At 72.4% G+C, this 26,598-nt stretch carries 24 protein-coding genes; 2 read left to right on the forward strand and 22 right to left on the reverse strand.

Annotated features, from left to right (window positions below; genetic code table 11):
- Window positions 1–10: 10 nt before the first annotated feature.
- Window positions 11–1,441, reverse strand: a complete 1,431-nt coding sequence (locus AC0ZLC_RS12165) for an RsmB/NOP family class I SAM-dependent RNA methyltransferase (RefSeq protein ID WP_476751943.1) — start codon at window positions 1,439–1,441, stop codon at window positions 11–13.
- Window positions 1,442–1,539: 98 nt separating this feature from the next.
- Complete coding sequence (fmt, locus tag AC0ZLC_RS12170) at window positions 1,540–2,472, reverse strand: methionyl-tRNA formyltransferase (RefSeq protein WP_476751944.1); 933 nt, start codon at window positions 2,470–2,472, stop codon at window positions 1,540–1,542.
- Window positions 2,473–2,808: 336 nt separating this feature from the next.
- On the opposite strand from fmt, the gene AC0ZLC_RS12175 reads away from it, so the two are divergent.
- Entirely contained in the window at window positions 2,809–3,360 is a 552-nt protein-coding gene (locus AC0ZLC_RS12175) for a hypothetical protein (RefSeq protein ID WP_476751945.1), read from the forward strand.
- A gap of 505 nt (window positions 3,361–3,865) precedes the next feature.
- Here the strand turns inward: AC0ZLC_RS12175 and AC0ZLC_RS12180 are convergent.
- The 14 genes from AC0ZLC_RS12180 to pyrR all read right to left on the reverse strand — a co-directional run bounded on the left by AC0ZLC_RS12180 (window position 3,866) and on the right by pyrR (window position 20,539).
- Complete coding sequence (locus AC0ZLC_RS12180) at window positions 3,866–6,013, reverse strand: primosomal protein N' (protein ID WP_476751946.1); 2,148 nt, start codon at window positions 6,011–6,013, stop codon at window positions 3,866–3,868.
- Between the two features lie 148 nt (window positions 6,014–6,161).
- Window positions 6,162–7,370, reverse strand: coding sequence for a methionine adenosyltransferase (gene metK / locus AC0ZLC_RS12185; RefSeq protein WP_355793032.1), 1,209 nt, complete (start codon window positions 7,368–7,370; stop codon window positions 6,162–6,164).
- A 228-nt stretch (window positions 7,371–7,598) separates the two neighbouring features.
- Entirely contained in the window at window positions 7,599–8,813 is a 1,215-nt protein-coding gene (gene coaBC, locus AC0ZLC_RS12190) for a bifunctional phosphopantothenoylcysteine decarboxylase/phosphopantothenate--cysteine ligase CoaBC (RefSeq protein ID WP_476752249.1), read from the reverse strand.
- 149 nt (window positions 8,814–8,962) lie between these two features.
- Window positions 8,963–9,235 carry a DNA-directed RNA polymerase subunit omega gene (gene rpoZ / locus AC0ZLC_RS12195; RefSeq protein ID WP_019059732.1) on the reverse strand — a complete coding sequence of 91 codons (273 nt, stop codon included), beginning with the start codon at window positions 9,233–9,235 and terminating at the stop codon, window positions 8,963–8,965.
- 38 nt (window positions 9,236–9,273) lie between these two features.
- The gene (gene gmk / locus AC0ZLC_RS12200) at window positions 9,274–9,831 is read right to left on the reverse strand and encodes a guanylate kinase (RefSeq protein ID WP_476751947.1); all 558 of its coding nucleotides are present in this window, start codon (window positions 9,829–9,831) and stop codon (window positions 9,274–9,276) included.
- 38 nt (window positions 9,832–9,869) lie between these two features.
- The gene (locus tag AC0ZLC_RS12205) at window positions 9,870–10,193 is read right to left on the reverse strand and encodes an integration host factor (protein ID WP_010988268.1); all 324 of its coding nucleotides are present in this window, start codon (window positions 10,191–10,193) and stop codon (window positions 9,870–9,872) included.
- Between the two features lie 277 nt (window positions 10,194–10,470).
- Window positions 10,471–11,313 (reverse strand): orotidine-5'-phosphate decarboxylase, encoded by an 843-nt coding sequence (gene pyrF / locus AC0ZLC_RS12210; RefSeq protein WP_476751948.1) that lies wholly within the window; start codon window positions 11,311–11,313, stop codon window positions 10,471–10,473.
- Complete coding sequence (locus tag AC0ZLC_RS12215) at window positions 11,310–12,416, reverse strand: quinone-dependent dihydroorotate dehydrogenase (RefSeq protein WP_476751949.1); 1,107 nt, start codon at window positions 12,414–12,416, stop codon at window positions 11,310–11,312. Before AC0ZLC_RS12215 ends, pyrF begins: the two co-directional genes overlap by 4 nt.
- A 55-nt stretch (window positions 12,417–12,471) precedes the next feature.
- The gene (gene carB, locus AC0ZLC_RS12220; protein WP_476751950.1) at window positions 12,472–15,780 is read right to left on the reverse strand and encodes a carbamoyl-phosphate synthase large subunit; all 3,309 of its coding nucleotides are present in this window, start codon (window positions 15,778–15,780) and stop codon (window positions 12,472–12,474) included.
- Entirely contained in the window at window positions 15,773–16,915 is a 1,143-nt protein-coding gene (gene carA, locus AC0ZLC_RS12225) for a glutamine-hydrolyzing carbamoyl-phosphate synthase small subunit (protein WP_476751951.1), read from the reverse strand. The genes carB and carA overlap by 8 nt, the downstream gene beginning before the upstream one ends.
- Window positions 16,912–17,541: a PH-like domain-containing protein gene (locus tag AC0ZLC_RS12230; RefSeq protein WP_476751952.1), complete on the reverse strand. Its 630-nt coding sequence runs from the start codon at window positions 17,539–17,541 to the stop codon at window positions 16,912–16,914. Before AC0ZLC_RS12230 ends, carA begins: the two co-directional genes overlap by 4 nt.
- Window positions 17,538–18,824 (reverse strand): dihydroorotase, encoded by a 1,287-nt coding sequence (locus tag AC0ZLC_RS12235; RefSeq protein WP_476751953.1) that lies wholly within the window; start codon window positions 18,822–18,824, stop codon window positions 17,538–17,540. Before AC0ZLC_RS12235 ends, AC0ZLC_RS12230 begins: the two co-directional genes overlap by 4 nt.
- A gap of 5 nt (window positions 18,825–18,829) precedes the next feature.
- The gene (locus tag AC0ZLC_RS12240) at window positions 18,830–19,864 is read right to left on the reverse strand and encodes an aspartate carbamoyltransferase catalytic subunit (RefSeq protein ID WP_476751954.1); all 1,035 of its coding nucleotides are present in this window, start codon (window positions 19,862–19,864) and stop codon (window positions 18,830–18,832) included.
- An 84-nt stretch (window positions 19,865–19,948) separates the two neighbouring features.
- Entirely contained in the window at window positions 19,949–20,539 is a 591-nt protein-coding gene (gene pyrR, locus AC0ZLC_RS12245; protein ID WP_476751955.1) for a bifunctional pyr operon transcriptional regulator/uracil phosphoribosyltransferase PyrR, read from the reverse strand.
- Window positions 20,540–20,783: 244 nt separating this feature from the next.
- Here pyrR and bldD point away from each other — a divergent pair, with 244 nt between their 5' ends.
- Complete coding sequence (bldD, locus tag AC0ZLC_RS12250) at window positions 20,784–21,284, forward strand: transcriptional regulator BldD (protein ID WP_067366005.1); 501 nt, start codon at window positions 20,784–20,786, stop codon at window positions 21,282–21,284.
- A gap of 250 nt (window positions 21,285–21,534) precedes the next feature.
- On the opposite strand, the gene nusB is transcribed toward bldD, so the two are convergent.
- The 6 genes from nusB to AC0ZLC_RS12280 all read right to left on the reverse strand — a co-directional run bounded on the left by nusB (window position 21,535) and on the right by AC0ZLC_RS12280 (window position 26,568).
- Complete coding sequence (gene nusB, locus AC0ZLC_RS12255) at window positions 21,535–21,969, reverse strand: transcription antitermination factor NusB (protein ID WP_476751956.1); 435 nt, start codon at window positions 21,967–21,969, stop codon at window positions 21,535–21,537.
- A gap of 2 nt (window positions 21,970–21,971) precedes the next feature.
- Window positions 21,972–22,538 (reverse strand): elongation factor P, encoded by a 567-nt coding sequence (gene efp, locus AC0ZLC_RS12260; protein WP_476751957.1) that lies wholly within the window; start codon window positions 22,536–22,538, stop codon window positions 21,972–21,974.
- Between the two features lie 46 nt (window positions 22,539–22,584).
- Window positions 22,585–23,691, reverse strand: coding sequence for a M24 family metallopeptidase (locus tag AC0ZLC_RS12265; RefSeq protein ID WP_476751958.1), 1,107 nt, complete (start codon window positions 23,689–23,691; stop codon window positions 22,585–22,587).
- Between the two features lie 125 nt (window positions 23,692–23,816).
- Window positions 23,817–24,719 carry a Pro-rich N-terminal domain-containing protein gene (locus AC0ZLC_RS12270; protein WP_476751959.1) on the reverse strand — a complete coding sequence of 301 codons (903 nt, stop codon included), beginning with the start codon at window positions 24,717–24,719 and terminating at the stop codon, window positions 23,817–23,819.
- A 278-nt stretch (window positions 24,720–24,997) separates the two neighbouring features.
- On the reverse strand, window positions 24,998–26,089 hold the full coding sequence (gene aroB, locus AC0ZLC_RS12275; protein ID WP_476751960.1) for a 3-dehydroquinate synthase: 1,092 nt from the start codon (window positions 26,087–26,089) through the stop codon (window positions 24,998–25,000).
- A complete protein-coding gene (locus tag AC0ZLC_RS12280; RefSeq protein ID WP_476752250.1) occupies window positions 26,086–26,568 on the reverse strand; it encodes a shikimate kinase in 483 nt (160 codons plus the stop codon). The genes aroB and AC0ZLC_RS12280 overlap by 4 nt, the downstream gene beginning before the upstream one ends.
- Window positions 26,569–26,598: the final 30 nt, after the last annotated feature.

Below are 26,598 nucleotides of genomic sequence, written 5' to 3' on the forward strand. Positions count from 1 at the left end.
GAGCCGCCGGTCAAGCCGTCCGGCGGATCAGGGCCAGATACATGGCGTCCGTCCCGTGCAGATGCGGCCACAGCTGTACGTCGGGGCCGTCGCCGAGCGCCGGTACGTCCGGCAGGAGCGGGCGGGCGTCGAGCAGCTCGGCGGAGCCGTCGTAGTGCTTGAGCACGTCGTCGACGACCGCGCGGGTCTCGGCGAGGTGCGGCGAGCAGGTCGCGTAGCCGACGACGCCGCCGATCCGTACGGAGTCGAGCGCCGTGCGCAGCAGCCCGCGCTGGAGCGGCGCGAAGCCCTCCAGGTCCGCGGGGCGGCGCCGCCAGCGGGCCTCGGGACGGCGGCGCAGGGCACCGAGCCCCGTACAGGGCACGTCCATCAGTACGCGGTCGAAGGTGCCGGGGCGCCACGGCGGGCGGGTGCCGTCGGCCGTGACGACCTGATACGGCCCGGGGTTGCCGGCGAGTGCCCTGGCGACGAGCCCGGCCCGGTGCGGCTGCTTCTCGGCGGCGAGCAGCACGGCCCCGCGCTGGGCGGCGAGCCCGGCGAGCATGGCCGCCTTGCCGCCGGGGCCGGCGCAGCCGTCGAGCCACTTCTCGTCGGGCCCGTCGAGCGGCGCGTTCGCCAGGGCGAGTGCCACCAGCTGGCTGCCCTCGTCCTGGACGCCGGCCCGCCCCTCGCGCACGGCGTCGATGGCCCCGGGCTCGCCGCCCTCGGTGAGCCGCACGGCGTACGGCGACCAGCGGCCCGGCAGCGCGTTCTCCTCGCCGAGCGCGTCGAGGATTTCACCGGCGCTGGAACGGCCGGGGCGGGCGACGAGGGTCACCTCGGGCCGCTCGTTGTCGGCCTCCAGCAGATCCTCGATGCCTGCGCGGCCGCCCCCGAGGGCGTCCCACAGGGCGGAGACGATCCAGCGGGGATGCGAGTGCACCACCGCGAGGTGGTCCTCCGCGTCGTCGTCGTAGGGCGGCGCGACCCGCTCCAGCCAGGCGTCGAGATCGTCCTGGGCGATCTTGCGCAGCACGGCGTTGACGAACTTCGCCCGCCCGTCGCCGAGCACGACCCGGGCCAGCTCCACGGAGGCGGAGACGGCGGCGTGCGTCGGGATCCGGGTGCCGAGCAGCTGGTGGGCGCCGAGGCTGAGCACGTCGAGGACCGGGGGGTCGACCTCGCGCAGCGGCCGGTCGACGCAGGCCGCGATGACGGCGTCGTACGTGCCCTGCCGGCGCAGCGTCCCGTACACCAGCTCGGTCGCCAGCGCCGCGTCCCGCCCGTCGAAGCCGCCCTTCTCCCGGGCCTTGCGCAGCAGCGGCGGCAGGACGAGGTTCGCGTACGCGTCCCGCTCGTCCACCGCGCGCAGCGCCTCGAAGGCGAGGATGCGCACGGGGTCCTTCTGAGGACGACGGTAGGGCTTGCCCGGCCTGCTCGGCCGACGGGACTGCTCACTCACGGGAAAGGTGCTCCGGATCCGGGAAAAGGTGCGCCTCTCAGCGTACGCCGCACGATGCACCCGGACTCCGGCCGCCTCCCCCGGCAGGGAGCCTCGCGTCAGGACCCGAGCCGCTCCCCGGAGGGAATGCGGACCCCGCGGGCCCAGTCGGCGGCGCGCATCGGCTTCTTGCCCTGCGCCTGGACCCAGAGCAGTTCGACGGCGTACGAGCCGGTGCCGACGTGCACGTTGTTCTTGCCCACGGCGAGCTCACCGGGGGCCAGGTCCGTGCGCTCGGGGGCCGGCGCCACCTGGATCAGCTTGAGGCGCTCGCCGCGGAACAGAGTCCACGCGCCGGGTGCGGGAGTGCAGCCCCGGACGACCCGGTCGACGCGCAGGGCCGGTGCGGACCAGTCGACGTGCGCGTTCTCGACGGTGATCTTCGGGGCCACGGTGACGCCGTCGGCGGGCTGCGGTACGGCCTCGAGGGCGCCGTCCTCGAGCCCGTCCATGGTCGCGGCGAGCAGTCCGGACCCGGCGAAGGCGAGCCGCGTGAGCAGGTCCCCGCTGGTGTCGGTGGGGCGGATCTCCTCGGTGACGGTGCCGTAGACGGGTCCGGAGTCCAGCCCCTCCTCGATCAGGAAGGTGGACGCGCCGGTGATCTCGTCACCGGCCATGATGGCGTGCTGCACGGGTGCTGCACCCCGCCAGGCCGGCAGCAGCGAGAAGTGCAGGTTGACCCAGCCGTGTGCCGGGATGTCCAGCGCGACCCGGGGCAGCAGCGCGCCGTACGCCACCACGGGGCAGCAGTCGGGCGCGATCTCCCTGAGGCGTGCCAGGAACTCCTCGTCCCGTGGCTTCGCGGGCTTGAGCACCTCGATGCCGGCGTCCGCCGCGCGCTCGGCGACGGGGCTCGCGACGAGCCTGCGGCCCCGCCCGGCCGGCGCGTCGGGCCGCGTCACGACGGCGGCGACCTCGTGCCGCCCGGAGGCGAGCAGAGCGTCCAGGGCGGGAACGGCGACCTCGGGGGTACCTGCGAAGACGAGCTTCATGGGTGGCGGCTGGCCTCTCGGGCGGAAGTTCGGAACGGCCCGCACGTCGCCGGCAAAGCGGTGCGGTGCGGGGCGGCGCACCAGTCTATGAGCCCCGCCGCCACCGGGTGCGGCGAACCCCCGTCGCCGGTCGCACGGCCCGCGGGGCGGCGGGCACCGGAGGCGGTACCTCCGCCCCAGGGGGCGTGCGTCACGGTGCGCGCCCCGTGCATATGCCCCTACGCCCCTCCAGCGTGACCACTCACCCCGTAACGCGTTGTCAAGAGAGAGTTGACCCCAGGGGCCGCGGTCGTGGCCCTCTTCCTTTTCTGCTCCGCCGGTTCGAGAGGCTTGTTCATGGCCGACCACGCAACCCACGACGCCCAGGCTCGGGCCAGCCTGCACTTGCTGGTGCGGGACATCGAGCGGGTCCGCCGGCAGGTGGACGCACTGCGCACGCTCACCGCCCAGCTGGGCAACGTCTACCGTCCGCGCCGCTCCGGCCCGTCCACGGGCTTCGTCGTCTACGGACGCGCCCCCGCACCGACCGTCCGGCTCGCCCAGGAGCTGCGGGACAGCGTCGAGACGCTGGTGACGGCCGCCGTGGACTTCGACCGCTCGCTGGGCTTCTCGTGGGACGCGGTGGGCTCCGCGCTCGGCGTCACCAAGCAGGCGGTGCACCGGCGGTACGGCGCCCGGCGCGCCGCGGCCCAGGCAGCGGCGGAGGCCGAGCGCGCCACCGAGCCGTCGACCGCCCGCACCGTCGCCGTCACCACCGGCATCCCTTCCGTGCCCACGGTGCCGACCGTGCCAGCGGCCCGCTCGATGCCGACCCAGCCGACGGCGGGCAGCTCCACCCTCCGCGAAGAGGTCAGGCCGACGGCCTTCCCGGGCCCGCGCAACGGCTGACCCCGCCGCCTCCCGGCCCCATCCCCGGGAGGCATCCCCGTCTCCGGACACCGTGCCCGGACGGAGCGCCGGGCCCCGGGAGCACCGGCCCCTCCCGCCCGCTGCGGGACTGCCGGCCCCCGCGGACTCTCAGTGGCCGACCCGGTCCGCCACCCGCGCGCCGTCCCGACCACCGGCCTGGCGGTACCTGTCCTCCGGTCCGTGTGACGGTTGCCCGTCGGCCCTCACTCCCCGCGACGCCCGGCCGCTGTCGGTCGGCAGCGGCGCGGCGGCCGGCGCCCCTCGCCACGACGGTTGGCGCAGACGCCCGCGGCCGGCACGGCGACCGGCCCCGGCGGTCGGCGTCGCGTCCCGCAGACGGCCTTGGCGTCGACGCCGCGCATCCGGTCGGCACAGGCACACACCACGGCACCGGCGGCCCACAGACCGCGTCGGCGCCGCACGGCGTAGGCACTCCCGGACGGCGACGCACGGCGACGTCGGCGACGCACGGCGACGTCGGCGTTCAGCCGATGTCCAGCGGGTCGATCCGAATCCGTACGGGCTCGCTGCCACCACGAGCCATCCGTGCCGCCTGCGCGGTCTTCAGCGCGGTGGCCAGCGCCGCACCACTGCCCGGGGGGACCCGGATCAGCACCCGCTCCCAGTGCTCGCCGGGAGGCGGCCCCCCGACCCGCCGCGGACGCCCCGCCTGGGTGAAGGGCACCGGAACGGGCCCCAACACCTCCGCGTCACCCGGGAGTCGCACGCCGGCGAGAAAGCCGGCCAGGCCCTCGGCCGTCCCGGAGACCGCGGCCATCCGGGACACGGGCGGAAAGCCGAGTTCGGCCCGCTCGGAGAGTTCACGTACCGCGTGCCCCACGGGGTCCCACCGGACGAGTGCCTGCACGGGCCGCAGCGTCGGCTCGGCGACGACGACCACCGTCCCGCCGTCCCCCTGGGGCCGGACGAGTGCCGCCGCTCCTGTCCACCGCCGGAGGGCGTCCTCACCGGCCCGCAGGTCGGGCCGGCCGAGCATGGCCCACCCGTCGAGCAGCAGCGCGGCCGCGTACCCGCCCTCGGCGACCGGCTCCGCGCCGGGCGTGCTCACCACGAGCGCGGGCGCCCCGGACACCGTGTCGAGGACCTGCTCCCGCCCCGACGTCCGGACCGGCACGGCCGGAAACGCCCGCCCCAGCTCCTCGGCCGTCCGCCGCGCCCCCACCACCTGAGCCCGCAGCCGGAACCCCCCGCACTCGGGACAGTGCCACGCGGCCTCCTCCCGGCCGCACCACCCGCACCTCGGGGCCGCGGCCTCCTGAGCCTCCAGCGGCCCGGCGCAGTGCCGGCACCGCGCGGGCGCCCGGCACTGCGCGCACGCCATCCGCGGCACGTACCCGCGGCGCGGCACCTGCACGAGGACGGGGCCGTGCCGCAGCCCCTCGCGGGCGACCTGCCAGGCGAGGGTGGGCAGCCGAGCGGCCCGCGCGGCCTCGTCACGGGCGAGGTCCCCGTCCCCCACCGTGCGCACGAGGGGCGCGCTCGCCCGTACCTGGTCCCGCTCGGCGACCAGCGGCAGCGCCCAGCCGCTCTCGACGAGCTGCGCTGCCTCCACCGTGCAGCTCCAACTCCCCAGCAGGAAGCCGCACCTGTCGCGGGCGGCCCGCAGCTCCAGCACCTCCCGCACGTGCGGGAAGGGCGCGTTGTCGTCGCTGTGCGCCGCATCACCGTCGTCCCAGACGACCACGAGCCCCAGATCCCGTACGGGCGCGAACATGGCGGCCCGGGTCCCCACCACGGCGCGCACCGCCCCCCGTCGGACGGCGAGCCACTCCCGGTACCGCCGCTCCTGGCCCGCGTCGGCGGTCAGCACCGCGTGCTGCCCCTCCCCCAGCAGGGCGGTCAGCGCCGCGTCCACCCGCGCGGCGGGCCGCCCGGACGGTACGACGACCAGGGCCCCGCGTCCGGAGGCGAGCGTGGCCCGCACCGCGCGCGCGATCTCGTCGGCCCACTGCGGCCCGGGCAGCGCGGTCCACACGGCGCGCGGTGCCCCGCCCGCGGCGAGGGCACCTAGGAACTCCGCGCCCCGCCCGTACCGCGTCCAGGTCCCCGGGTCCGGGGCGGCCGGCGGGGGCGGCGGCTCGGGCAGCACGGCCGCCTCCGCGCGGGCGTGCCGGGGCGGCACCGCCAGTTGAAGCACGTCCGCGAGACTGCCCGCGTAGCGGTCGGCGACGGCCCGGGCGAGGCCGAGCAGTTCGGGCCCGAGCACCGGCTCCGGTGACACCACCTGGGCCAGCGCGGCGAGCGGGCCCGAGTAGTCCGACTCGGCGACCCGCTCGACGAGGAACCCGTCGATCAGACTGCCGCCCTCGCGCCGCCCGCCGCGCACCTGGCGTCCCCCGGCGCCGAACCGGACCCGCACCCGCACCCCGGGCCGGGCGATCTCGTCCAGCTCCTTCGGCACGGCATAGTCGAAGTACCGGTCCAGGTGCAGCACGCCCTTGTCGACGACGACCCGTGCGACGGGAAGCTCCTTCGCCAGGGCGGCCCCCCGCCAGGTCCGCGGCTTCGCCTTCGGGACCTCGGCCTTGCGGACGGCGTCCCGGACCAGCGCAAGCTGCTCGGGCGGCGCTCCGTCCGCCACCCCGTCCGCCCGCCCGTTCTCGCTGCTCACGCCTGCATTCCTACCAGACCCCACCGACACCGCCGCCACGTCCCGGGCACCCCCCGACCCGTCCGGCGCCGTGCCCGGCCCGCGTCCGTGACACACGAAGGCCCGGCCTCCCGAAGGAAGCCGGGCCTCTCGACCGTGCGGGTGCGGGCTACAGCCCCGCCGCCTTCCGCAGCGCGTCCACCCGGTCCGTGCGCTCCCACGTGAAGTCGGGCAGCTCGCGGCCGAAGTGGCCGTACGCGGCGGTCTGGGAGTAGATCGGGCGCAGCAGGTCGAGGTCGCGGATGATGGCCGCCGGGCGGAGGTCGAAGACCTCGGTGATGGCGGTCTCGATGCGCTCGGCGTCGACCTTGGCGGTGCCGAAGGTCTCGACGAAGAGGCCGACGGGCTCGGCCTTGCCGATGGCGTAGGCGACCTGGACCTCGCAGCGGGTGGCCAGACCCGCGGCGACCACGTTCTTCGCGACCCAGCGCATCGCGTACGCGGCGGAACGGTCGACCTTGGACGGGTCCTTGCCGGAGAAGGCGCCGCCGCCGTGGCGGGCCATGCCGCCGTACGTGTCGATGATGATCTTTCGGCCGGTGAGGCCGGCGTCGCCCATCGGGCCGCCGATCTCGAAACGGCCGGTCGGGTTCACCAGGAGGCGGTAGCCCTCGGTGTCCAGCTTGATGCCGTCGTCCAGGAGTGCCTTGAGCTCCGGCTCCACGACGAACTCGCGGATGTCGGGGGCCAGGAGCGAGTCCAGGTCGATGTCCGAGGCGTGCTGGGAGGACACGACGACGGTGTCCAGGCGGACCGCCTTGTCGCCGTCGTACTCGATGGTGACCTGGGTCTTGCCGTCGGGGCGGAGGTAGGGGATCGTCCCGTTCTTCCGCACCTCGGACAGCCGCCGGGAGAGGCGGTGCGCGAGGTGGATGGGGAGCGGCATGAGGTTCGGCGTCTCGTCGGTCGCGTAACCGAACATCAGGCCCTGGTCGCCCGCGCCCTGCCGGTCCAGCTCGTCGTCGTCGCCCTCGACCCGGTTCTCGTACGCCGTGTCGACGCCCTGCGCGATGTCGGGGGACTGCGAGCCGATGGACACGGACACGCCGCAGGACGCGCCGTCGAAGCCCTTCTTGGAGGAGTCGTAACCGATCTCGAGGATCTTGTCGCGGACCAGCTGGGCGATCGGCGCGTACGCCTTGGTCGTGACCTCGCCGGCCACGTGCACCAGGCCGGTCGTGATCAGTGTCTCCACGGCGACCCGGGACGTCGGGTCCTCGCGCAGAAGCGCATCGAGAATGGTGTCGCTGATCTGGTCAGCGATCTTGTCGGGGTGACCCTCGGTGACGGACTCCGAGGTGAACAGGCGACGGGACACAACGCTCCCTGTGGTTGCAGCGGCTGCTGGCTGATCATTGGTGGACGGGACGGGGGCTGCGCCCGGCGTCGTCCGAGAACAGTTTATCGGTCGCGCTCGCCCGCGGGCCCACCCGTCTCGCCTCTCGGGAGCGCTGTGACCTGCGGCACGGGCATTCTGCCCAATGTGGATCGCTCTCCGCCAGAGTCGCCACGCCGAATTCGGGGTGGTGTGCGGTACCGGAGGGAGCTATCGAGACAGCGGGCCGAGCCGTTCGGCCGCCAGGTCCCACACGGTATCGGCCAGGGCCTCCTTGGGCCCGTGGGGCACCGGGGTCTCACTGCCGTCCGCGCCGAGCACCACGGCCTCGTTCTCCTCGGAGCCGAAGGTCTTGCGCTCCCCCACCTCGTTCACCACGAGGAGGTCGCAGCCCTTGCGCTCCAGTTTCCTCCGGCCGTTGGCGAGGACGTCGTCCGTTTCGGCCGCGAAGCCTACGACCACCTGGCCGGCACGGGCGCGGTCGGCGGAGATCTCGGCGAGGACGTCCGGATTGCGGACCAGGACGACCGGTTCGGGCTCCTGTCCGTCCTTCTTCTTGATCTTCCCGGCCGCGTAGACCGCCGGGCGGAAGTCGGCCACCGCCGCGGCCATCACCACGACGTCGGCGTCGGCGGCCGCCTTCAGCACGGCCTCGCGCAGCTGCACAGCGGTGCCCACCTGGACGACGTCCACTCCCGCGGGGTCCGGCAGCCCGGTGTTCGCGGAGACGAGCGTGACCCTGGCGCCGCGCGCCGCCGCGGTGCGGGCGAGGGCGTACCCCTGCTTGCCGGAGGAGCGGTTGCCGAGGAAGCGGACGGGGTCGAGCGGCTCGCGCGTGCCGCCCGCGCTGACGACGACGTGCCGGCCTGCCAGATCGGGCCGAGGCACGCCGCGGGCGAGCACCCTTCGGCAGATCTCGAAGATCTCGGCCGGGTCGGGCAGCCGGCCCTTGCCGGTGTCGACGCCGGTGAGGCGGCCGACGGCCGGCTCGATCACGACGGCCCCGCGGCGGCGCAGCGTGGCGACGTTCTCGCGGGTGGCCGGGTGCTCCCACATCTCGGTGTGCATGGCGGGGGCGAGGACGACCGGACAGCGGGCGGTCAGCAGGGTGTTCGTCAGGAGGTCGTCGGCGAGACCGTGGGCGGCCCTGGCGAGCAGGTCGGCCGTCGCGGGTGCCACGACCACCAGGTCGGCGTCCTGTCCGATGCGGACGTGCGGGACCTCGTGGACGTCGGACCAGACCTCGGTCGAGACGGGGTGGCCGGAGAGCGCGGACCAGGTGGCGGCGCCGACGAAGTGCAGGGCGGACGCGGTCGGCACGACCCGAACGTCGTGGCCCGACTCCGTCAGCCTGCGCAGCAGCTCGCAGGCCTTGTACGCGGCGATGCCGCCGCTGACGCCCAGAACGACCTTCGGCTTGCCCACCAGGGTCTCCCCGCACTCGGAAAAACGTTCGACGCACTCGGAGGAGTACGACTCCATGCTGCATCACCGGGCGGGGACGGCTGAGGCGACCCCGACACAGCTCAGGCCCGGCAGTCGCGCTGCCGGGCCTGGGATGAGCGAACGGACAATCAGGTCGCGGGGCCCTCGACGGCCTCGGACGTGAGGAGACCCGCGTTGATCTCGCGCAGGGCGATCGAGAGCGGCTTCTCGTGGACGTGGGTGTCCACGAGGGGACCGACGTACTCGAGGAGGCCCTCGCCGAGCTGCGAGTAGTAAGCGTTGATCTGACGGGCGCGCTTGGCGGCGTAGATCACCAGGCTGTACTTCGAGTCGGTGGCCTCGAGGAGCTCGTCGATCGGAGGGTTGATGATGCCCTCGGGAGCGGTGATGGAAGAGGACACGCTCTGCCTTCCGAAAGGTGGGATGAGATCAGTGAAGATCACACAACGTTCATCAAGGCTAGCAGCTCGCGCGCCACGTCCTCGACGGAGGTGTTGACCAGGGTGACATCGAACTCGGATTCGGCCGCCAGTTCGACCTTCGCCGCGGCCAGGCGGCGCTCGATCACCTCGGGCGGTTCGGTGCCGCGTCCGGTGAGCCTGCGCACCAGCTCCTCCCAGGAGGGCGGGGCCAGGAACACCAGCTGGGCGTCCGGCATGGACTCGCGGACCTGTCGGGCTCCCTGGAGGTCGATCTCCAGGAGGACCGCCTCGCCCGACTCCAGCCTCTCCAGCACGGCGGCCCGCGGAGTGCCGTAGCGGTTGCCGGCGAACTCGGCCCACTCGAGCAGCTCGCCGTTGGCGATCAGCTTGTCCATCTCGTCGTCGGTGACGAAGAAGTAGTGGACCCCGTGCTTCTCACCGGGGCGGGGCTTGCGGGTCGTCGCCGACACCGAGAGCCAGACTCCGGGGTGTGCCTTGCGCATATGGGCGACGACCGTGCTCTTGCCGACCCCGGAGGGGCCGGAGAGCACGGTCAGCCGCGAACGTTCACTCATGCAGCGATTATCCAGGTTCTCAGGAGTGCCTGAGAACGTCAGCCGGCGGTGCTGCCGAACTCGCGCTCCAGGGAGGCGATCTGGTTGGAGCCGAGACCCCGCACACGGCGGCTCTCGGAGATGCCGAGCCGCTCCATGATCTGCTTGGCGCGGACCTTGCCCACGCCCGGCAGGGACTCCAGGAGAGCGGAGACCTTCATCTTGCCGATGACATCGTTCTCCTGACCCTGCTTGATGACCTCGTGAAGCGAGGCGCCGGAGTGCTTGAGTCGATTCTTGACCTCGGCCCGCTCCCGGCGAGCCGCGGCGGCCTTTTCGAGCGCGGCTGCGCGCTGTTCAGGGGTAAGGGGCGGAAGAGCCACGCCTACGTCACCTCGGATGTCAACTGTCGGATACGGACCGGTGCGGAACCTACTGCCCCACACCCGGGGAGTTATGGGCAACACGCTCGCCCGGTCTCCCCCGCCTGCCTTTGTGGATGCGGGAGGAGCTCCCACTCGACGGAGACTAGCGGGCAAGTCCGCCGGAGTCAGCGAGAACAGCGGAAAAGTCCTGGTCAGCCTCCGTCGAGCCCGGCATTCCCGACATTACGCCCCGGATTTGAGGATGTATTCAGACCCGGGACCCCCGCCGAGCCGCTCAGACGGCCGCCACGGCCGCCCTGATCTCCTCGGCGAAGCGCTCCGCGGACCCCCGCAGGGCGCTCACGTCGGGACCGTGCCGCAGCACACCCCGGCTCACGTTCGGCACGACCTGACGCACGGCCGCGCCGAAGACGCCAGGGAGATCGGCCGGCGTTGCCCCCTGGGCGCCGATGCCGGGCGCGAGGAGCGGGCCGTTGATGTCCAGGTCGTACGAGGACAGATCGCCGAGCGTGGCACCCACGACCGCCCCGAAGGACCCCAGGGGCGTCTCTCCCGCGTTCTCGGCGGCGAGGTGGGCCAGCACGGTCGCCCCGACGTCACGGCCGTCGGTACGGACCGCGTGCTGCACCTCCCCGCCCTCCGGGTTGGAGGTGAGGGCCAGGACGAACAGCCCGGCACCGTTCTCGCGCGCCAGCTCCACGGCCGGCTCCAGCGAGCCGTAGCCGAGGTACGGGGACACGGTGAGGGCGTCGGAGAAGAGCGGGGCGTCCTTGCGCAGGAAGGTCTCCGCGTAGGCGGCCATGGTCGAGCCGATGTCGCCGCGCTTGGCGTCCATCACGACCAGGGCCCCGGCGGCCCGCGCCTCCTCGACCGACTTCTCCAGGACGGCCACGCCGCGCGACCCGAAGCGCTCGAAGAAGGCACTCTGCGGCTTCAGGACGGCGACCCGGTCGGCCAGCGCCTCCACGACGGTGCGGCTGAAGCGCTCCAGGCCCGCGACGTCGTCGTTCAGACCCCAGTCGGCGAGCAGCGAGCCGTGCGGGTCGATACCGACGCACAGGGGGCCACGGTCGTCCATGGCCCGGCGCAGACGTGCGCCGAAGGGCTCCAGGGTCATGCGGACTTCCTCACGTCGGCGCCGACGGCGTCGGCGAGGGTGGCGTACGGGCTCGTCCGCAGCCGCGCGGCGAGACCCTTGTGGACGGCGCGCCCCCAGAAGGGGCCCTCGTAGATGAAGGCGCTGTACCCCTGGACCAGGGTGGCGCCGGCCAGGATGCGCTGCCAGGCGTCCTCGGCGCTCTCGATGCCGCCGACGCCCACCAGGGTGATCCGGTCGCCCACGCGCGCGTAGAGGCGGCGCAGCACCTCCAGGGAGCGTTCCTTCAGCGGGGCGCCGGACAGTCCGCCGGTCTCCTGGACGAGGGAGGGGACGGACCGCAGGCCGAGTCCCTCGCGCGCGATGGTGGTGTTCGTGGCGATGATGCCGTCCAGGCCGAGTTCCACGGCGAGGTCGGCGACGGCGTCGACGTCCTCGTCCGCCAGGTCCGGCGCGATCTTGACCAGGAGCGGCACGCGGCGGTCGGTGACCGTCCGGTCGGCGGCCTCGCGGACGGCGCTCAGCAGCGGGCGCAGCGCCTCGGTGGCCTGGAGGTTGCGCAGGCCGGGCGTGTTTGGCGAGGAGACGTTGACGACCAGGTAGTCGGCGTGCCGGGCGAGCCGCTCGGCCGACTTCACGTAGTCGCCGACGGCCTCGGCCTCCGGGACGGCCTTCGTCTTGCCGATGTTGACGCCCACGACGGTCCGGAAGACGGGCGTACGGCGGGCCAGCCGCTCGGCGACGGCCGCCGAGCCGTCGTTGTTGAACCCCATGCGGTTGATGAGCGCCCGGTCCGGCACGAGCCGGAACAGGCGCTTGCGCGGATTGCCGGGCTGCGGTTCACCGGTGACCGTGCCGATCTCGACATGGTCGAAGCCGAGCATCGACATGCCGTCGACGGCCACCGCGTTCTTGTCGAAGCCGGCGGCGAGCCCGAAGGGGCCGTGCATGCGCAGGCCGAACGCCTCGGTGCGCAGTTCCTCGTACCGCGGGGCGAGCGCGGCGGCGACGAAGGTCCGCAGCACGGGCACGCGGACGGCGAGACGGATCCAGCGGAAGGCCAAGTGGTGCGCCTGCTCCGGGTCCATCCGCTGGAAAGCCAGACGGAAGAAGAGTTTGTACATGTGTCAGTGTCCTCATGAAGAGGGGGACACCGTTTCCGGTGTCCCCCTCGGGCTGCTAGTCGCGGGCCGCGATCAGATGCTCGGCGTGTTCCTGGAGTGAGCGCACGCCCACGTCGCCGCGGTTGAGCGCGTCGATGCCCTGGACGGCGGCGGCGAGGGCCTGGACCGTCGTCAGGCACGGGACGGACCGCGCCACGGCCGCCGTACGGATCTCGTAGCCGTCGAGGCGGCCGCCGGTGCCGTACGGGGTGTTGACGATGAGGTCGACCTGGCCGTCGTGGATGAGCTGGACGATGGTCTTCTCGCCGTTCGGGCCCTCGCCCTCGCTCTGCTTGCGCACGACGGTGGCGTTGAGGCCGTTGCGCTTGAGCACCTCGGCCGTGCCGGACGTGGCGAGCAGTTCGAAGCCGTGGGCGACGAGTTCACGCGCCGGGAAGATCATCGAGCGCTTGTCGCGGTTGGCCACCGAGATGAAGGCGCGGCCCCTGGTGGGCAGCGGCCCGTACGCGCCGGCCTGGGACTTGGCGTACGCGGTGCCGAACACCGAGTCGATGCCCATGACCTCGCCCGTGGAGCGCATCTCCGGGCCGAGGACGGTGTCCACGCCCCGGCCGTGGATGTCGCGGAAGCGCGACCAGGGCATGACGGCCTCCTTGACGGAGATCGGCGCGTCGAGCGGCAGGGTGCCGCCGTCGCCGTTCGCGGGCAGCAGCCCCTCCGCGCGCAGTTCGGCCACGGTCGCGCCGAGCGAGATGCGGGCGGCGGCCTTGGCCAGCGGCACGGCGGTCGCCTTGGAGGTGAAGGGGACCGTGCGGGAGGCGCGCGGGTTGGCTTCGAGGACGTAGAGGATGTCCCCGGCCATGGCGAACTGGATGTTGATGAGTCCGCGGACGCCGACGCCCTTGGCGATCGCCTCGGTGGAGGCGCGCAGCCGCTTGATGTCGAAGCCGCCGAGGGTGATCGGGGGCAGGGCGCACGCCGAGTCGCCGGAGTGGATGCCTGCCTCCTCGATGTGCTCCATGACGCCGCCGAGGTAGAGCTCCTCGCCGTCGTACAGGGCGTCGACGTCGATCTCGATGGCGTCGTCGAGGAAGCGGTCGACGAGGACCGGCCGGGAGGGGCTGATCTCGGTGGACTCGGCGATGTACGACTCGAGGCGCGTCTCGTCGTACACGATCTCCATGCCGCGTCCGCCGAGGACGTACGACGGCCGGACGAGGACCGGGTAGCCGATCTCGTCGGCGATGGCCTTGGCGCCCGCGAAGGTGGTGGCGGTGCCGTGCTTGGGGGCCGGGAGGCCGGCCTCCGCGAGGACGCGGCCGAAGGCGCCGCGGTCCTCGGCGGCGTGGATCGCCTCGGGCGAGGTGCCGACGACCGGTACGCCGTTGTCCTTGAGCGCCTGCGCGAGGCCGAGCGGGGTCTGGCCGCCGAGCTGCACCACCACACCGGCGATCGGGCCCGCGAGGGACTCCGCGTGGACGATCTCCAGCACGTCCTCGAGCGTCAGCGGCTCGAAGTACAGGCGGTCGGAGGTGTCGTAGTCGGTGGAGACGGTCTCGGGGTTGCAGTTGACCATCACGGTCTCGTAGCCGGCCTCGCTGAGGGCGAAGGAGGCGTGGACGCAGGAGTAGTCGAACTCGATGCCCTGGCCGATGCGGTTGGGCCCGGAGCCGAGGATGACGACCGCGGGCTTCTCGCGGGGCGCGACCTCGGTCTCCTCGTCGTAGGAGGAGTAGAAGTACGGCGTCTTCGCGGCGAACTCGGCGGCGCAGGTGTCGACCGTCTTGTAGACCGGGCGGACGCCGAGGGCGTGCCGGACCTCGCGGACGACGTCCTCGCGCAGGCCGCGGATCTCGGCGATCTGGACGTCGGAGAAGCCGTGGCGCTTGGCCTCGGCCAGCAGGTCCTGGTCGAGCCGGTCGGCGGTGGCCAGCTCGTCCGCGATCTCCTTGATCAGGAACATCTGGTCCACGAACCACGGGTCGATCTTCGTGGCGTCGAAGACCTCCTCCTGGGTGGCTCCGGCGCGGATGGCCTGCATGACGGTGTTGATGCGCCCGTCGGTCGGCCGGGCGGCCTCTTCGAGGAGCTGCTTCTTGTCGCCGGGCTCGCCCACGAACGTGAACTGCGAGCCCTTCTTCTCCAAGGAGCGCAGCGCCTTCTGCAGGGCTTCGGTGAAGTTGCGGCCGATGGCCATGGCCTCACCGACGGACTTCATGGTGGTCGTGAGGGTCGAGTCCGCCGAAGGGAACTTCTCGAAGGCGAACCGGGGCGCCTTGACGACGACGTAGTCCAGCGTCGGCTCGAAGGACGCCGGCGTCTTCTCCGTGATGTCGTTCGGGATCTCGTCGAGGGTGTAGCCGACGGCCAGCTTGGCGGCGATCTTGGCGATCGGGAAGCCGGTGGCCTTGGAGGCGAGGGCCGAGGAGCGCGACACGCGCGGGTTCATCTCGATGACGATGATGCGGCCGTCCTCGGGGTCGACCGCGAACTGGATGTTGCAGCCGCCGGTGTCGACGCCGACCTCGCGGATGATCGCGATGCCGATGTCGCGCAGCCGCTGGTACTCGCGGTCGGTCAGCGTCATCGAGGGCGCGACGGTGATCGAGTCGCCGGTGTGGACGCCCATCGGGTCGAAGTTCTCGATGGAGCAGACGACCACGACGTTGTCGTTCTTGTCGCGCATCAGCTCCAGCTCGTACTCCTTCCAGCCGAGGATGGACTCCTCCAGGAGCACCTCGGTGGTCGGGGAGAGCGTGAGGCCCTGGCCGGCGATGCGGCGCAGCTCCTCCTCGTCGTGGGCGAAGCCGGAGCCGGCGCCGCCCATGGTGAAGGAGGGCCGCACGACGACGGGGTAGCCGCCGAGCGTCTCGACGCCCTTCAGCACGTCGTCCATGGAGTGGCAGATGACGGAGCGGGCGGACTCGCCGTGCCCGATCTTCTCGCGGACGGCCTCGACGACGTCCTTGAAGAGGTCGCGGTCCTCGCCCTTGTTGATCGCCTCGACGTTGGCGCCGATCAGCTCGACCCCGTACTTCTCCAGCACACCCTGCTCGTGCATGGAGATCGCGGTGTTGAGGGCGGTCTGGCCGCCGAGCGTCGGCAGCAGCGCGTCGGGGCGCTCCTTGGCGATGATCTTCTCGACGAACTCGGGGGTGATCGGCTCGACGTAGGTCGCGTCGGCGATCTCCGGGTCGGTCATGATCGTCGCCGGGTTGGAGTTCACCAGGATGACGCGCAGGCCCTCGGCCTTGAGCACGCGGCAGGCCTGGGTGCCGGAGTAGTCGAACTCGGCGGCCTGGCCGATGACGATCGGGCCGGAGCCGATGACCAGGACGGACTGGATATCGGTGCGCTTAGGCACGCTGGCCCTCCATCAGGGATACGAAGCGGTCGAACAGGTAGGCGGCGTCGTGGGGGCCCGCTGCCGCTTCGGGGTGGTACTGGACGCTGAAGGCCGGCTGGTCGAGGAGCTGGAGTCCTTCGACGACCTGGTCGTTCAGGCAGACGTGGGAGACCTCGGCGCGGCCGAAGGGGGTCTCCGAGACCCGGTCGAGCGGGGCGTCGACGGCGAAGCCGTGGTTGTGCGCGGTGACCTCGACCTTGCCCGTCGTACGGTCCTGCACGGGCTGGTTGATGCCGCGGTGGCCGTACTTCAGCTTGTAGGTGCCAAAGCCGAGGGCCCGGCCGAGGATCTGGTTGCCGAAGCAGATGCCGAAGAGCGGCGTCCTCCGGCTGAGGACCTCGCGCATCAGCGCGACGGGCTGGTCGGCCTTCTCGGGGTCGCCGGGGCCGTTGGAGAAGAACACCCCGTCGGGGTTGACGGCGTACAGCTCCTCGGCGGTCGCGGTGGCCGGCAGCACGTGCACCTCGATGCCGCGCTCGGCCATGCGGTGGGGGGTCATGCCCTTGATGCCGAGGTCCACGGCGGCGACGGTGAACTTCTTCTCGCCGACGGCGGGGACGACGTAGGTCTCCTCGGTGGCGACCTCCTCGAAGAGGCTGGCGCCCTTCATCTCGGGGGCCCGGCGGACCTCGGTGATCATCGTGCCCTCGTCGGGCAGCGTGTCACCGGAGAAGATGCCGACGCGCATGGCGCCGCGCTCACGCAGGTGCCGGGTGAGCGCGCGGGTGTCGATCCCGCTGATGCCGACGACGCCCTGGGCGCGCAGCTCGTCGTCGAGGGTCCGCCGGGAGCGCCAGCTGGAGGGCACGCGCGCGGGGTCGCGCACCACGTATCCGGCGACCCAGATCCGCTTGGACTCGGGGTCCTCGTCGTTGATGCCGGTGTTGCCGACGTGCGGGGCCGTCATGACGACGACCTGGCGGTGGTACGACGGGTCGGTGAGGGTCTCCTGGTAGCCGGTCATGCCGGTGGAGAACACCGCTTCGCCGAAGGTCTCCCCCACGGCCCCGTAGGCACGGCCGCGGAAGATCCGGCCGTCCTCCAGGACGAGTACGGCGGAAACCCTTCCGGCTTCCCTTGTGGAGGTCGTCATCGTGCGCCTTCCGTGTCGCTGCTCTTGTTGATCATTCGGTTCAGGGTCTCGACCCACTCGTGGTGCTCGGCCGCTCGGTCCGACCGGAATCCGGAGTCGATCAGTCTGTCGCCGTGGGCCCAGGTGACGACGAGCAGACCGCCCTCGGTGAGGACCTTGCCCGCGATGCCCTTGTCCAGCCGGGCCTCGCGCAGTGCTCCCACCGGGACGAAGAAGTCGGTGGCTCCGGGCCGCACGACGTCCAGTCCCGTGTCCGTCAGCGTGAGCTCGGCCCGGCTGCGGGTGCCCAGGCCGTGCGCCACGATGCGATCGAGCCACTGCCCGGCGGTGGTGGAGCCGTGGTAGCGGCCGCTCATGCTCAGTCTCGCCGGACCCGGTCCTTCCGGCATTCCAGGCGGCGGCGGCCCGCCGTCCCCGTCCGGGGTGGTGGCGGGCGACGGGCGGGCGGGCAGCTCCGGCAGGTCGCCCTGGAGGGTGCCGCGCCACTTCCAGCCCTCGCGCATCAGCCAGTAGAGGAGCGCGACGAAGAGGGCGAGGCCGATGAGCCAGCCGATGCGGGCGGCCCAGTCGGTCACCTCCGCCGACTTCTGTCCGGCGGCGAGGTACGTCAGTTGCAGAGATGTCACGCGAGCTTCCCGTCGACGAGCGTGGCCCGGCCCCGCAGCCACGTGTGCGTGACACGGCCCGGCAGCTCGCGGCCCTCGTACGGAGTGTTGCGGCTGCGCGAGGCGAAGCCCGCGGGGTCCACGGCCCCACGGTATTCCGTGTCGACGAGGGTGAGGTTGGCGGGCTCACCTGCCGAGACGGGACGCCCGTGTCCGGTGGCCCGGCCGATCGCGGCGGGCTTGACGGACATGCGGTCGGCGACGCCGGCCCAGTCGAGCAGACCGGTCTCCACCATCGTCTGCTGGACGACGGAGAGCGCGGTCTCCAGGCCCACCATGCCCATGGCGGCGGCGGCCCACTCGCAGTCCTTGTCCTCGTGCGGGTGCGGGGCGTGGTCGGTGGCGACGATGTCGATGGTGCCGTCGGCGAGCGCCTCGCGCAGCGCCAGCACGTCACGTTCGGTGCGCAGCGGCGGGTTCACCTTGAAGACCGGGTTGTACGTGCGTGCCAGTTCGTCGGTGAGGAGGAGGTGGTGCGGGGTGACCTCGGCGGTGACGTCGATGCCGCGGGACTTGGCCCAGCGCACGATCTCGACGGAGCCGGCGGTCGACAGGTGGCAGATGTGGACGCGGGAGCCGACGTGCTCGGCGAGCAGGACGTCCCTGGCGATGATCGACTCCTCGGCGACCGCGGGCCAGCCGCCGAGCCCGAGCTCGGCGGAGACGACGCCCTCGTTCATCTGGGCGCCCTCGGTCAGCCGCGGCTCCTGGGCGTGCTGCGCGACGACCCCGCCGAATGCCTTCACGTATTCCAGGGCCCGGCGCATGATCACCGCGTCGTCGACGCACTTGCCGTCGTCGGAGAAGACGGTGACGCCGGCCGCGGACTCGTGCATCGCGCCCAGCTCGGCGAGCTTCTTGCCCTCCAGGCCGACGGTGACGGCGCCGATGGGCTGCACGTCGCAGTAGCCGCCCTCCTGGCCGAGCCGGTAGACCTGCTCGACGACGCCCGCGGTGTCGGCGACCGGGAAGGTGTTGGCCATGGCGAACACGGAGGTGTAGCCGCCGCTCGCCGCGGCCCGGGTGCCGGTCAGGACGGTCTCGGAGTCCTCCCGGCCCGGCTCGCGCAGATGGGTGTGCAGGTCGACGAGGCCCGGCAGCAGCACGCGGCCGTCGGCCTCGACGACCTCGGCGCCCTCGGCGCTCAGGCCGGTGCCGACCTCGGCGATGGTCTCGCCGTCGATGAGGACGTCCTGCGGCTCGCCGCCGAGCACCTTCGCACCGCGAATAAGGATCTTGTTCATGGGTCCTACTTCTCCTCGTCCGCGGAAAGGGTGTGCGCGGCGCGCTCGCTGGAAGGGTGGGGGTGGGAGACGGGCGGGCGGGTGTGGGTGACGGCGGGCTCGTTGCCGCCCAGCAGCAGGTACAGCACCGCCATGCGGATGGACACGCCGTTCGTCACCTGCTCGATGGCCGTGCAGCGGTCGGAGTCGGCGACCGCTGCGGTGATCTCCATGCCGCGGACCATCGGGCCGGGGTGCATGACGATGGCGTGCTCCGGCATCTTCGCCATGCGGTCGCCGTCGAGGCCGTAGCGACGCGAGTACTCGCGCTCGGTCGGGAAGAACGCGGCGTTCATCCGCTCGCGCTGGACGCGCAGCATCATTACCGCGTCGGACTTGGACAGCGTGCTGTCGAGGTCGTAGGAGACCGCGCAGGGCCACGCCTCGACGCCGATGGGGAGCAGCGTGGGCGGTGCGACGAGGGTGACCTCGGCGCCGAGGGTGTGCAGCAGGTCGACGTTGGAGCGGGCGACCCGGCTGTGCAGGATGTCGCCGACCAGCGTGATGCGCCTGCCCGCCAGGTCCCTGCCGAGCCCGGCGTCGCGGCCGACGAGCCGGCGCCGCATGGTGAACGCGTCGAGCAGGGCCTGCGTGGGGTGCTGGTGGGTGCCGTCGCCCGCGTTGATGACGGCGGCGTCGATCCAGCCGGAGGTGGCGAGGCGGTAGGGGGCGCCGGAGGCGCCGTGCCTGATGACGACGGCGTCGACGCCCATCGCCTCCAGGGTCTGGGCGGTGTCCTTGAGGGACTCGCCCTTGGAGACGCTGGATCCCTTGGCGGTGAAGTTGATGACGTCCGCCGAGAGCCGCTTCTCGGCCGCTTCGAAGGAGATCCGGGTACGGGTCGAGTCCTCGAAGAAGAGGTTGACGACGGTGCGGCCGCGCAGGGTCGGCAGCTTCTTGATCGGCCGGTCGGCGACCCGGGCCATTTCCTCGGCGGTGTCGAGGATGAGCACGGCGTCGTCGCGGGTGAGGTCGGCGGCCGAGATGAGATGACGCTGCATCTGTCAGGCTCCGTAGGGCAGTTCAGGCGTATTCGGGCATACGGGCGCGCAGCGGCGCACTCGGGGACGTGCGTCCGAGTGGGACTACTGCTCGCCGGCCGGGGAGGTCCGCTTCGCGCCGAGCAGCACGGTGTCGCGACCGTCCTCCTCGGCAAGCTGGACCTTGACCGTCTCCCGCAACGACGTGGGGAGGTTCTTGCCGACGTAGTCGGCACGGATGGGCAGTTCGCGGTGGCCGCGGTCGACGAGGACGGCGAGCTGCACGGCGCGCGGTCGCCCGATGTCGTTCAGGCCGTCGAGGGCGGCGCGGATCGTGCGGCCCGAGAAGAGCACGTCGTCGACGAGGACGACCAGCCGGCCGTCGATGCCGTCACCGGGGATCTCGGTGCGGGCGAGCGCACGCGGCGGGTGCATGCGCAGGTCGTCGCGGTACATGGTGATGTCGAGGGAGCCGACCGGGATGGTGCGGCCGGTGATCTCCGCGAGCTTGTCGCCCAGTCTGCGGGCCAGGAAGACGCCCCGGGTCGGAATGCCGAGGAGCACCACGTCGTCGGCGCCCTTGGCGCGCTCGACGATCTCGTGGGCGATGCGGGTCAGCACCCGCGCGATGTCGGGGCCTTCGAGAACGGGCCGCGCATCGGACTCGTACTGCTGGTTGTCCTGCTCTGAGTCCATAGGAAACGGACCTCCTTCTCCGCCTCACGGGACGGATCATTAAAGGACGTCGGATTTGCGCCACCCACGTTACCAGCAAGGCAACGCGCCTGATCACCCCCTCGGAATCACCCGGACGGCGGCTGCGGGCGGGGGCGGGGGCGGACCATTCGGCTTGACGGGGGAGAGTAACGCTGCGTAACCTCACAGTGAGTCACCAGCCGCGCGGCGGAGCCGCACGTTGATACAGCGTCCGGGGAGCTATATGTCCAGCGAATACGCCAAACAGCTCGGGGCCAAGCTCCGCGCCATCCGCACCCAGCAGGGCCTTTCCCTCCACGGCGTCGAGGAGAAGTCCCAGGGCCGCTGGAAGGCGGTCGTGGTCGGTTCGTACGAGCGCGGCGACCGCGCCGTCACCGTACAGCGCCTCGCCGAGCTGGCGGACTTCTACGGGGTCCCCGTGCAGGAGCTGCTGCCGGGCACCACGCCGGGCGGGGCCGCCGAGCCGCCGCCGAAGCTCGTCCTGGATCTGGAGCGCCTGGCGCACGTCCCGGCCGAGAAGGCGGGCCCCCTCCAGAGGTACGCGGCCACGATCCAGTCCCAGCGCGGCGACTACAACGGCAAGGTGCTGTCGATCCGCCAGGACGACCTGCGCACACTCGCCGTCATCTACGACCAGTCGCCCTCGGTCCTCACCGAGCAGCTGATCAGCTGGGGCGTCCTGGACGCGGATGCCCGCCGCGCGGTCTCCCACGACGAGGGCTGATCCCTTCCCGCACTTGTGAAGAAACGTGCCGCCGGGGTGGCCGGAACACAACGTTCCGGCCACCCCGGCGGCTTTCTGCGCGCCTCGCGGGCCCCAGGGGCACCGGAGGGCGGACAGGCCGCCCCAAAGGCACGGGAGGGCACGCAGGAACGCCGGAGGGCCCGCAGCGGGTGCGCTGCGGGCCCTCCGGCGTTTCGTACGTCGTCACGGCGCGCCGGACGACCAAACCGTACCCGGCGGGAAGCCGGAGCTAGGCCTCGTCCCGGCGGAGCGACGGCTTCAGTTCCTTCAGACGGCCCAGCAGGCCGTTGACGAAGGCGGGCGACTCGTCCGTGGAGAACTCCTTCGCCAGCTGGACCGCCTCGTCGAGCACCACGGCGTCCGGGGTCTCGTCGACCCAGATCAGCTCGTAGGCGCCGAGGCGCAGGACGTTGCGGTCGACGACCGGCATCCTGTCGAGCGTCCAGCCGACGGAGTACTGCGCGAGGAGATCGTCGATCCGGGCGGCCTTCTCGGCGTACCCCTCGACCAGCTGCATCGTGTACTCGCTGACCGGCGGCTGCCGGGTGTCGGACCGGGAGTGCCGGATCCAGTCCGCGAGGACCGTGAGGACGTCCACGTCGCGCTGGTCGCCCTCGAAGAGGATCTGGAAGGCGCGCTTGCGGGCCGTGTTGCGGGCAGCCACGGTTAGCTGTTCACCCGGCCGAGGTAGTCGCTGGTACGGGTGTCGACCTTGATCTTCTCACCGGTGGTGATGAAGAGCGGCACCTGGATCTGGTGGCCGGTCTCCAGGGTGGCGGGCTTGGTGCCACCGGTGGAGCGGTCACCCTGGACACCGGGCTCGGTCTCCTGGATGGTCAGCTCGACGGCGGCCGGCAGCTCGACGAAGAGCACCGAGCCCTCGTGCTGCGCGACGGTGGCGGTGAAGCCCTCGATCAGGAAGTTGGCGGCGTCGCCGACGGACTTGCGGTCGACCATGAGCTGGTCGTACGTGTCCATGTCCATGAAGACGAAGTACTCGCCGTCCATGTACGAGAACTGCATGTCACGCTTGTCGATCGTGGCCGTCTCGACCTTGACGCCGGCGTTGAACGTCTTGTCGACGACCTTGCCGGAGAGCACGTTCTTCAGCTTGGTGCGCACGAAAGCCGGGCCCTTGCCGGGCTTGACGTGCTGGAACTCGACGACGGACCAGAGCTGGCCGCCTTCGAGCTTGAGGACCAGGCCGTTCTTGAGGTCGTTCGTGGAAGCCACGGTTGCGGAATCTCCTGGACTGACGTGGACGACCAGAAGACACGCGCTACAGCGCGAGCAGCTCCTTGGTCGTAATGGTGAGTAGCTCGGGTCCGCCGTCCGCCTCGTGGCGCACGACGAGCGTGTCATCGATCCTGACACCGCCCCGGCCCGGGAGGTGAACCCCCGGTTCGACGGTGACCGGCACGCAAGCGTCCAGTTTACCCATGGCCGCGGGGGCCAACTGCGGGTCCTCGTCGATTTCGAGCCCGACACCGTGTCCGGTGAGCACCGGAAGGCCCTCGGCATGCCCCGCGGAGTCCAGTACCTGACGGGCCGCCCGGTCCACGTCACGGTAGGCGGCACCCGGCACCAGAGCCTCACGTCCGGCTCGCTGAGCGGCGAAGACGAGGTCGTACAGCTCGATCTGCCAGTCCGCGGGCGAGGTCCCGACGACGAACGTCCGGCCGATCTCGCAGCGGTAGCCGCGGTACACGGCGCCCAGACAGACCGAGAGGAAATCGCCCTCCTCGACCCGGCGGTCGGTGGGCCGGTGTCCGCGGCGCCCCGAGTTCGGGCCGGCGCCGACGGAGGTCGGGAACGCCCGGCCGTCGGCGCCGTGGTCGACGAGCCGGCGCTCCAGCTCGAGCGCGAGATGCCGTTCGGTGCGGCCCACGAGGATCGATTCGAGAAGCTCGCCCAGGGCCTGGTCGGCGATCTCGGCGGCGATGCGCAGGCAGGAGATCTCCTCCTCGTCCTTGACGACCCGCAACTGCTCCACCGCGCCGCCCAGGTCCGCCAGCCGCAGCCGGGGTGCCGCCGAGCCGATGGCGCGGTGCCGCCGCACTGTCAGGTGGTGCTCCTCCACGGCGAGGGACTCCGCACCCTGCGCGGCCGCGAGGCCGGCCGCGGCGACGGCCGCGTCACCGCCCGGCACCCCCGTCAGCCGCACCCGCAGCGCCTCGTCGGGCCGTCCCTCGGCGGCGTCCCCGCCCGGCAGGGAGGAACAGAGCAGCAGGTCCTCGGACTTGCCGAGCAGCAGGACGGCGCCGTCGGGCGCCGTGCCCGCGAGATACCGCACGTTGGCCGGGCGGGTGACGAGCGCCGCGGCGCTGCCGCCCGCCGTGCTGCGTTCCCGGAGCCGCTCGCGGCGCGCCGCGTACACCTCTGACATGTTCCGAGCCTACGAGCGGTGGCCGGATATCGCCGGTCCAGCGGGGCCGACCGAGCGTCGGGACGGCGCCGCCCCGACGCCGCTGAGCGCCCGGGCAGAGGACCGGCGATCTCAGTCTCGGCAGGTCACCACTGCGGCGGGCTCGCGATCGAGCGGGCGAGGACGTCGTCCAGGATCCGCGCGGTGGCCGGCACGTCGAGCTGCGAGTTGTCGATGATGGGCAGCCCGGAGCCGTACCAACCGGCCATCCGGCCGTGGATCCGGGCGACCTCCTCGTCGGTGAGCCGGCGGTTGCCGGAGCGCTCGGCGTTGCGCTCCAGGACGATCTCCAGGCCCGGCAGCAGCACGACCGGCAGCAGGCCGGGGCCCACGTGCCGCTTCCAGCCGCCGAGGCCGACGACCGGTCGGTCCGGGAACACGGCGTCGTCGAGGATGCACGAGATGCCGTTGGCCAGGAAGTTCCGTGCGGCGAATCCGCAGGTGCGGCGGGCGAGGCGGTACTGCGCCTCCGAGTGGTCGTTCCACCCGGCCTGGGGGTCCGCGAAGCCCGAGCGCACCCATTCGCGCACGTCGTCGAGGCTGATGTGCGCCGTGGGGACCCGGCGGTGCTCCGCCCAGTACTTGGCGACGCTGGTCTTGCCTGCGCCGGCCGGGCCGATGAGCAGCACCGCGAGCGTGGTGGCCGCCGGGTCCGGGGTGCCCACGGCGGGCGGCGGGGACGGCACGGCCACGGGGGCACCCGGGGGCAGCCGCACATGGCCGGTGGCATCCGGCGCGGGGGCCTGGTGCGCCGGTGGCACCGGAGCCTGCGCGGGCGGCGCGGGAGCCTGGTGCGCAGGGGGGTGGTGCGGGGCCTGGGCGGGCGGGACCCCGGGGGGAAGGGGGGCGGCCCCGGCGAAGCCCGGGGCGGGCGGGGACGCGGGTACCGGACCCGGTCCCGGGTGCTGTCCGGCAGATGACCAGCCGACGGCCGGTCCGTGCCCCGGCTGATGGGGCGGCGGCAGCGGAGCCCCCACTGCGTGCTGCATCCGGTGCCACTCCGTCTCGTGTCTTTCGGGTCGGTCGCGTCCGGGACGCCTCTGTCGCTGCCGGGGACCGGCCGCGCTCGACCCCTGCGGGCCTCCGCGCGCCCTCCCCCACGGCACCGACACGCCCCTGAAGCGCGGTCGCCGCAGGCCGTTGGCGCCGGGCAGCGGGGTCCGAGCCCCGCCGCCTACCGAACGGTACCGTCCCCGGCCGCCGTTGTGTGAACGGCCGGGAGGGTCCCGCAGTGCCCGGGGGCGCCGCGAAATCGGACCAAGCGGAACTACTCGCCCACCTCGCCGTAGGCGGCGAGGAGGACCGCCGGGTCGGGACCCTCCAGGACGGTCGGCCTGGCCAGCCCGTCGAGGACGATGAAGCGCAGGAGGTCACCGCGGGACTTCTTGTCGACCTTCATGTTCTGCAGGAGCTTGGGCCACTGGTCGTAGCGGTAGTGCAGCGGCAGGCCGACCGCCTCCAGGATCGTGCGGTGCCGGTCGGCGGTGGCGTCGTCGAGCCGGCCCGCCAGCCGGCCGAGTTCGGCGGCGAAGTGCATGCCGACGGCGACGGCCGCGCCGTGCCGCCACTGGTAGCGCTCGTTCTTCTCGATCGCGTGGGCCAGAGTGTGTCCGTAGTTGAGGATCTCCCGCTGCCCCGACTCCTTGAGATCCCCGGAGACGACCTCCGCCTTCACCCTGATGGAGCGCTCGATGAGCTCGGCGGTGTGCGGCCCCGCCGGGGTGCGGGCCGCCCGCGGGTCGGCCTCGATGAGGTCCAGGATCGCCGGGTCGGCGATGAAACCCGCCTTGATGATCTCCGCGAGACCCGACACGAAGTCGTTGACCGGCAGCGAGTCCAGCGCGGCGAGGTCGCAGAGCACCCCGGCGGGCGGGTGGAAGGCCCCGACCAGGTTCTTGCCCTCGGCCGTGTTGATGCCGGTCTTGCCGCCGACCGCCGCGTCCACCATGCCGAGCACGGTCGTCGGGACGGCGATCCAGCGCACCCCGCGCAGCCAGCTCGCCGCGACGAAACCGGCGAGGTCGGTGGTCGCGCCACCGCCCACACCGACGATGACGTCGGTACGCGTGAAGTTGGAGGTGCCCAGCGCCTTCCAGCAGTACGCGGCGACCTCGGCGGTCTTGGCCTCCTCGGCGTTCGGCACCTGGATGGCGATGGCCTCGAAGCCCTGTCCGGCCAGGTCGGCACGGAGCGCCTCGCCGGTGTCGGCCAGCGCCTCGGGGTGGATGACCGCGACGCGCTTGGTCCCCTCGCCGATCAACGCGCCCAGTTCGCCGAGGAGCTGACGGCCGACCAGGACCTCGTAGGGATCGGTGCCCGCCGTACCGCCGACGTGGATCCGGGTCACAGCCTCGCTCATGCTTCCTTCAACTCCAGTGCGTCGAGGACCGCCTGGGCGACCTCTTCGGGGGTGCGGCCGTCGGTGGCGACCACCGCGCGGGCCACTTCGGTGTACAGGTGGCGGCGGGCCTCCATCAGCTCGCGCCACTGCCGGCGGGGGTTGACCGCGAGCAGCGGCCGCGCCGCGTTCAAACCGGTGCGCCGGACCGCCTCCTCGACGTCCATCGAGAGGTAGACGACCCGGTGTGCGGCGAGCAGCGAGCGCGTCTCGTCGTCGAGGATCGCGCCGCCGCCCAGTGCCAGCACACCGTCGTGCTCGGCGAGCGCCCGGTGCACCGCCCGCTTCTCGATCGCGCGGAAGGCGGGCTCGCCCTCGTCGACGAAGATGTCGGCGACGGTGCGGCCCTCACCGGCCACGATGTCGTCGTCCGTGTCCCGGTAGGAGCAGCCCAGCCGCTCGGCGAGCAGCGCGCCCACCGTGGACTTGCCGACGCCCATCGGGCCCACCAGCACGACCAGGGGCGCGGG

The organism is Streptomyces sp. GLSS-08 (genome assembly GCF_056387915.1).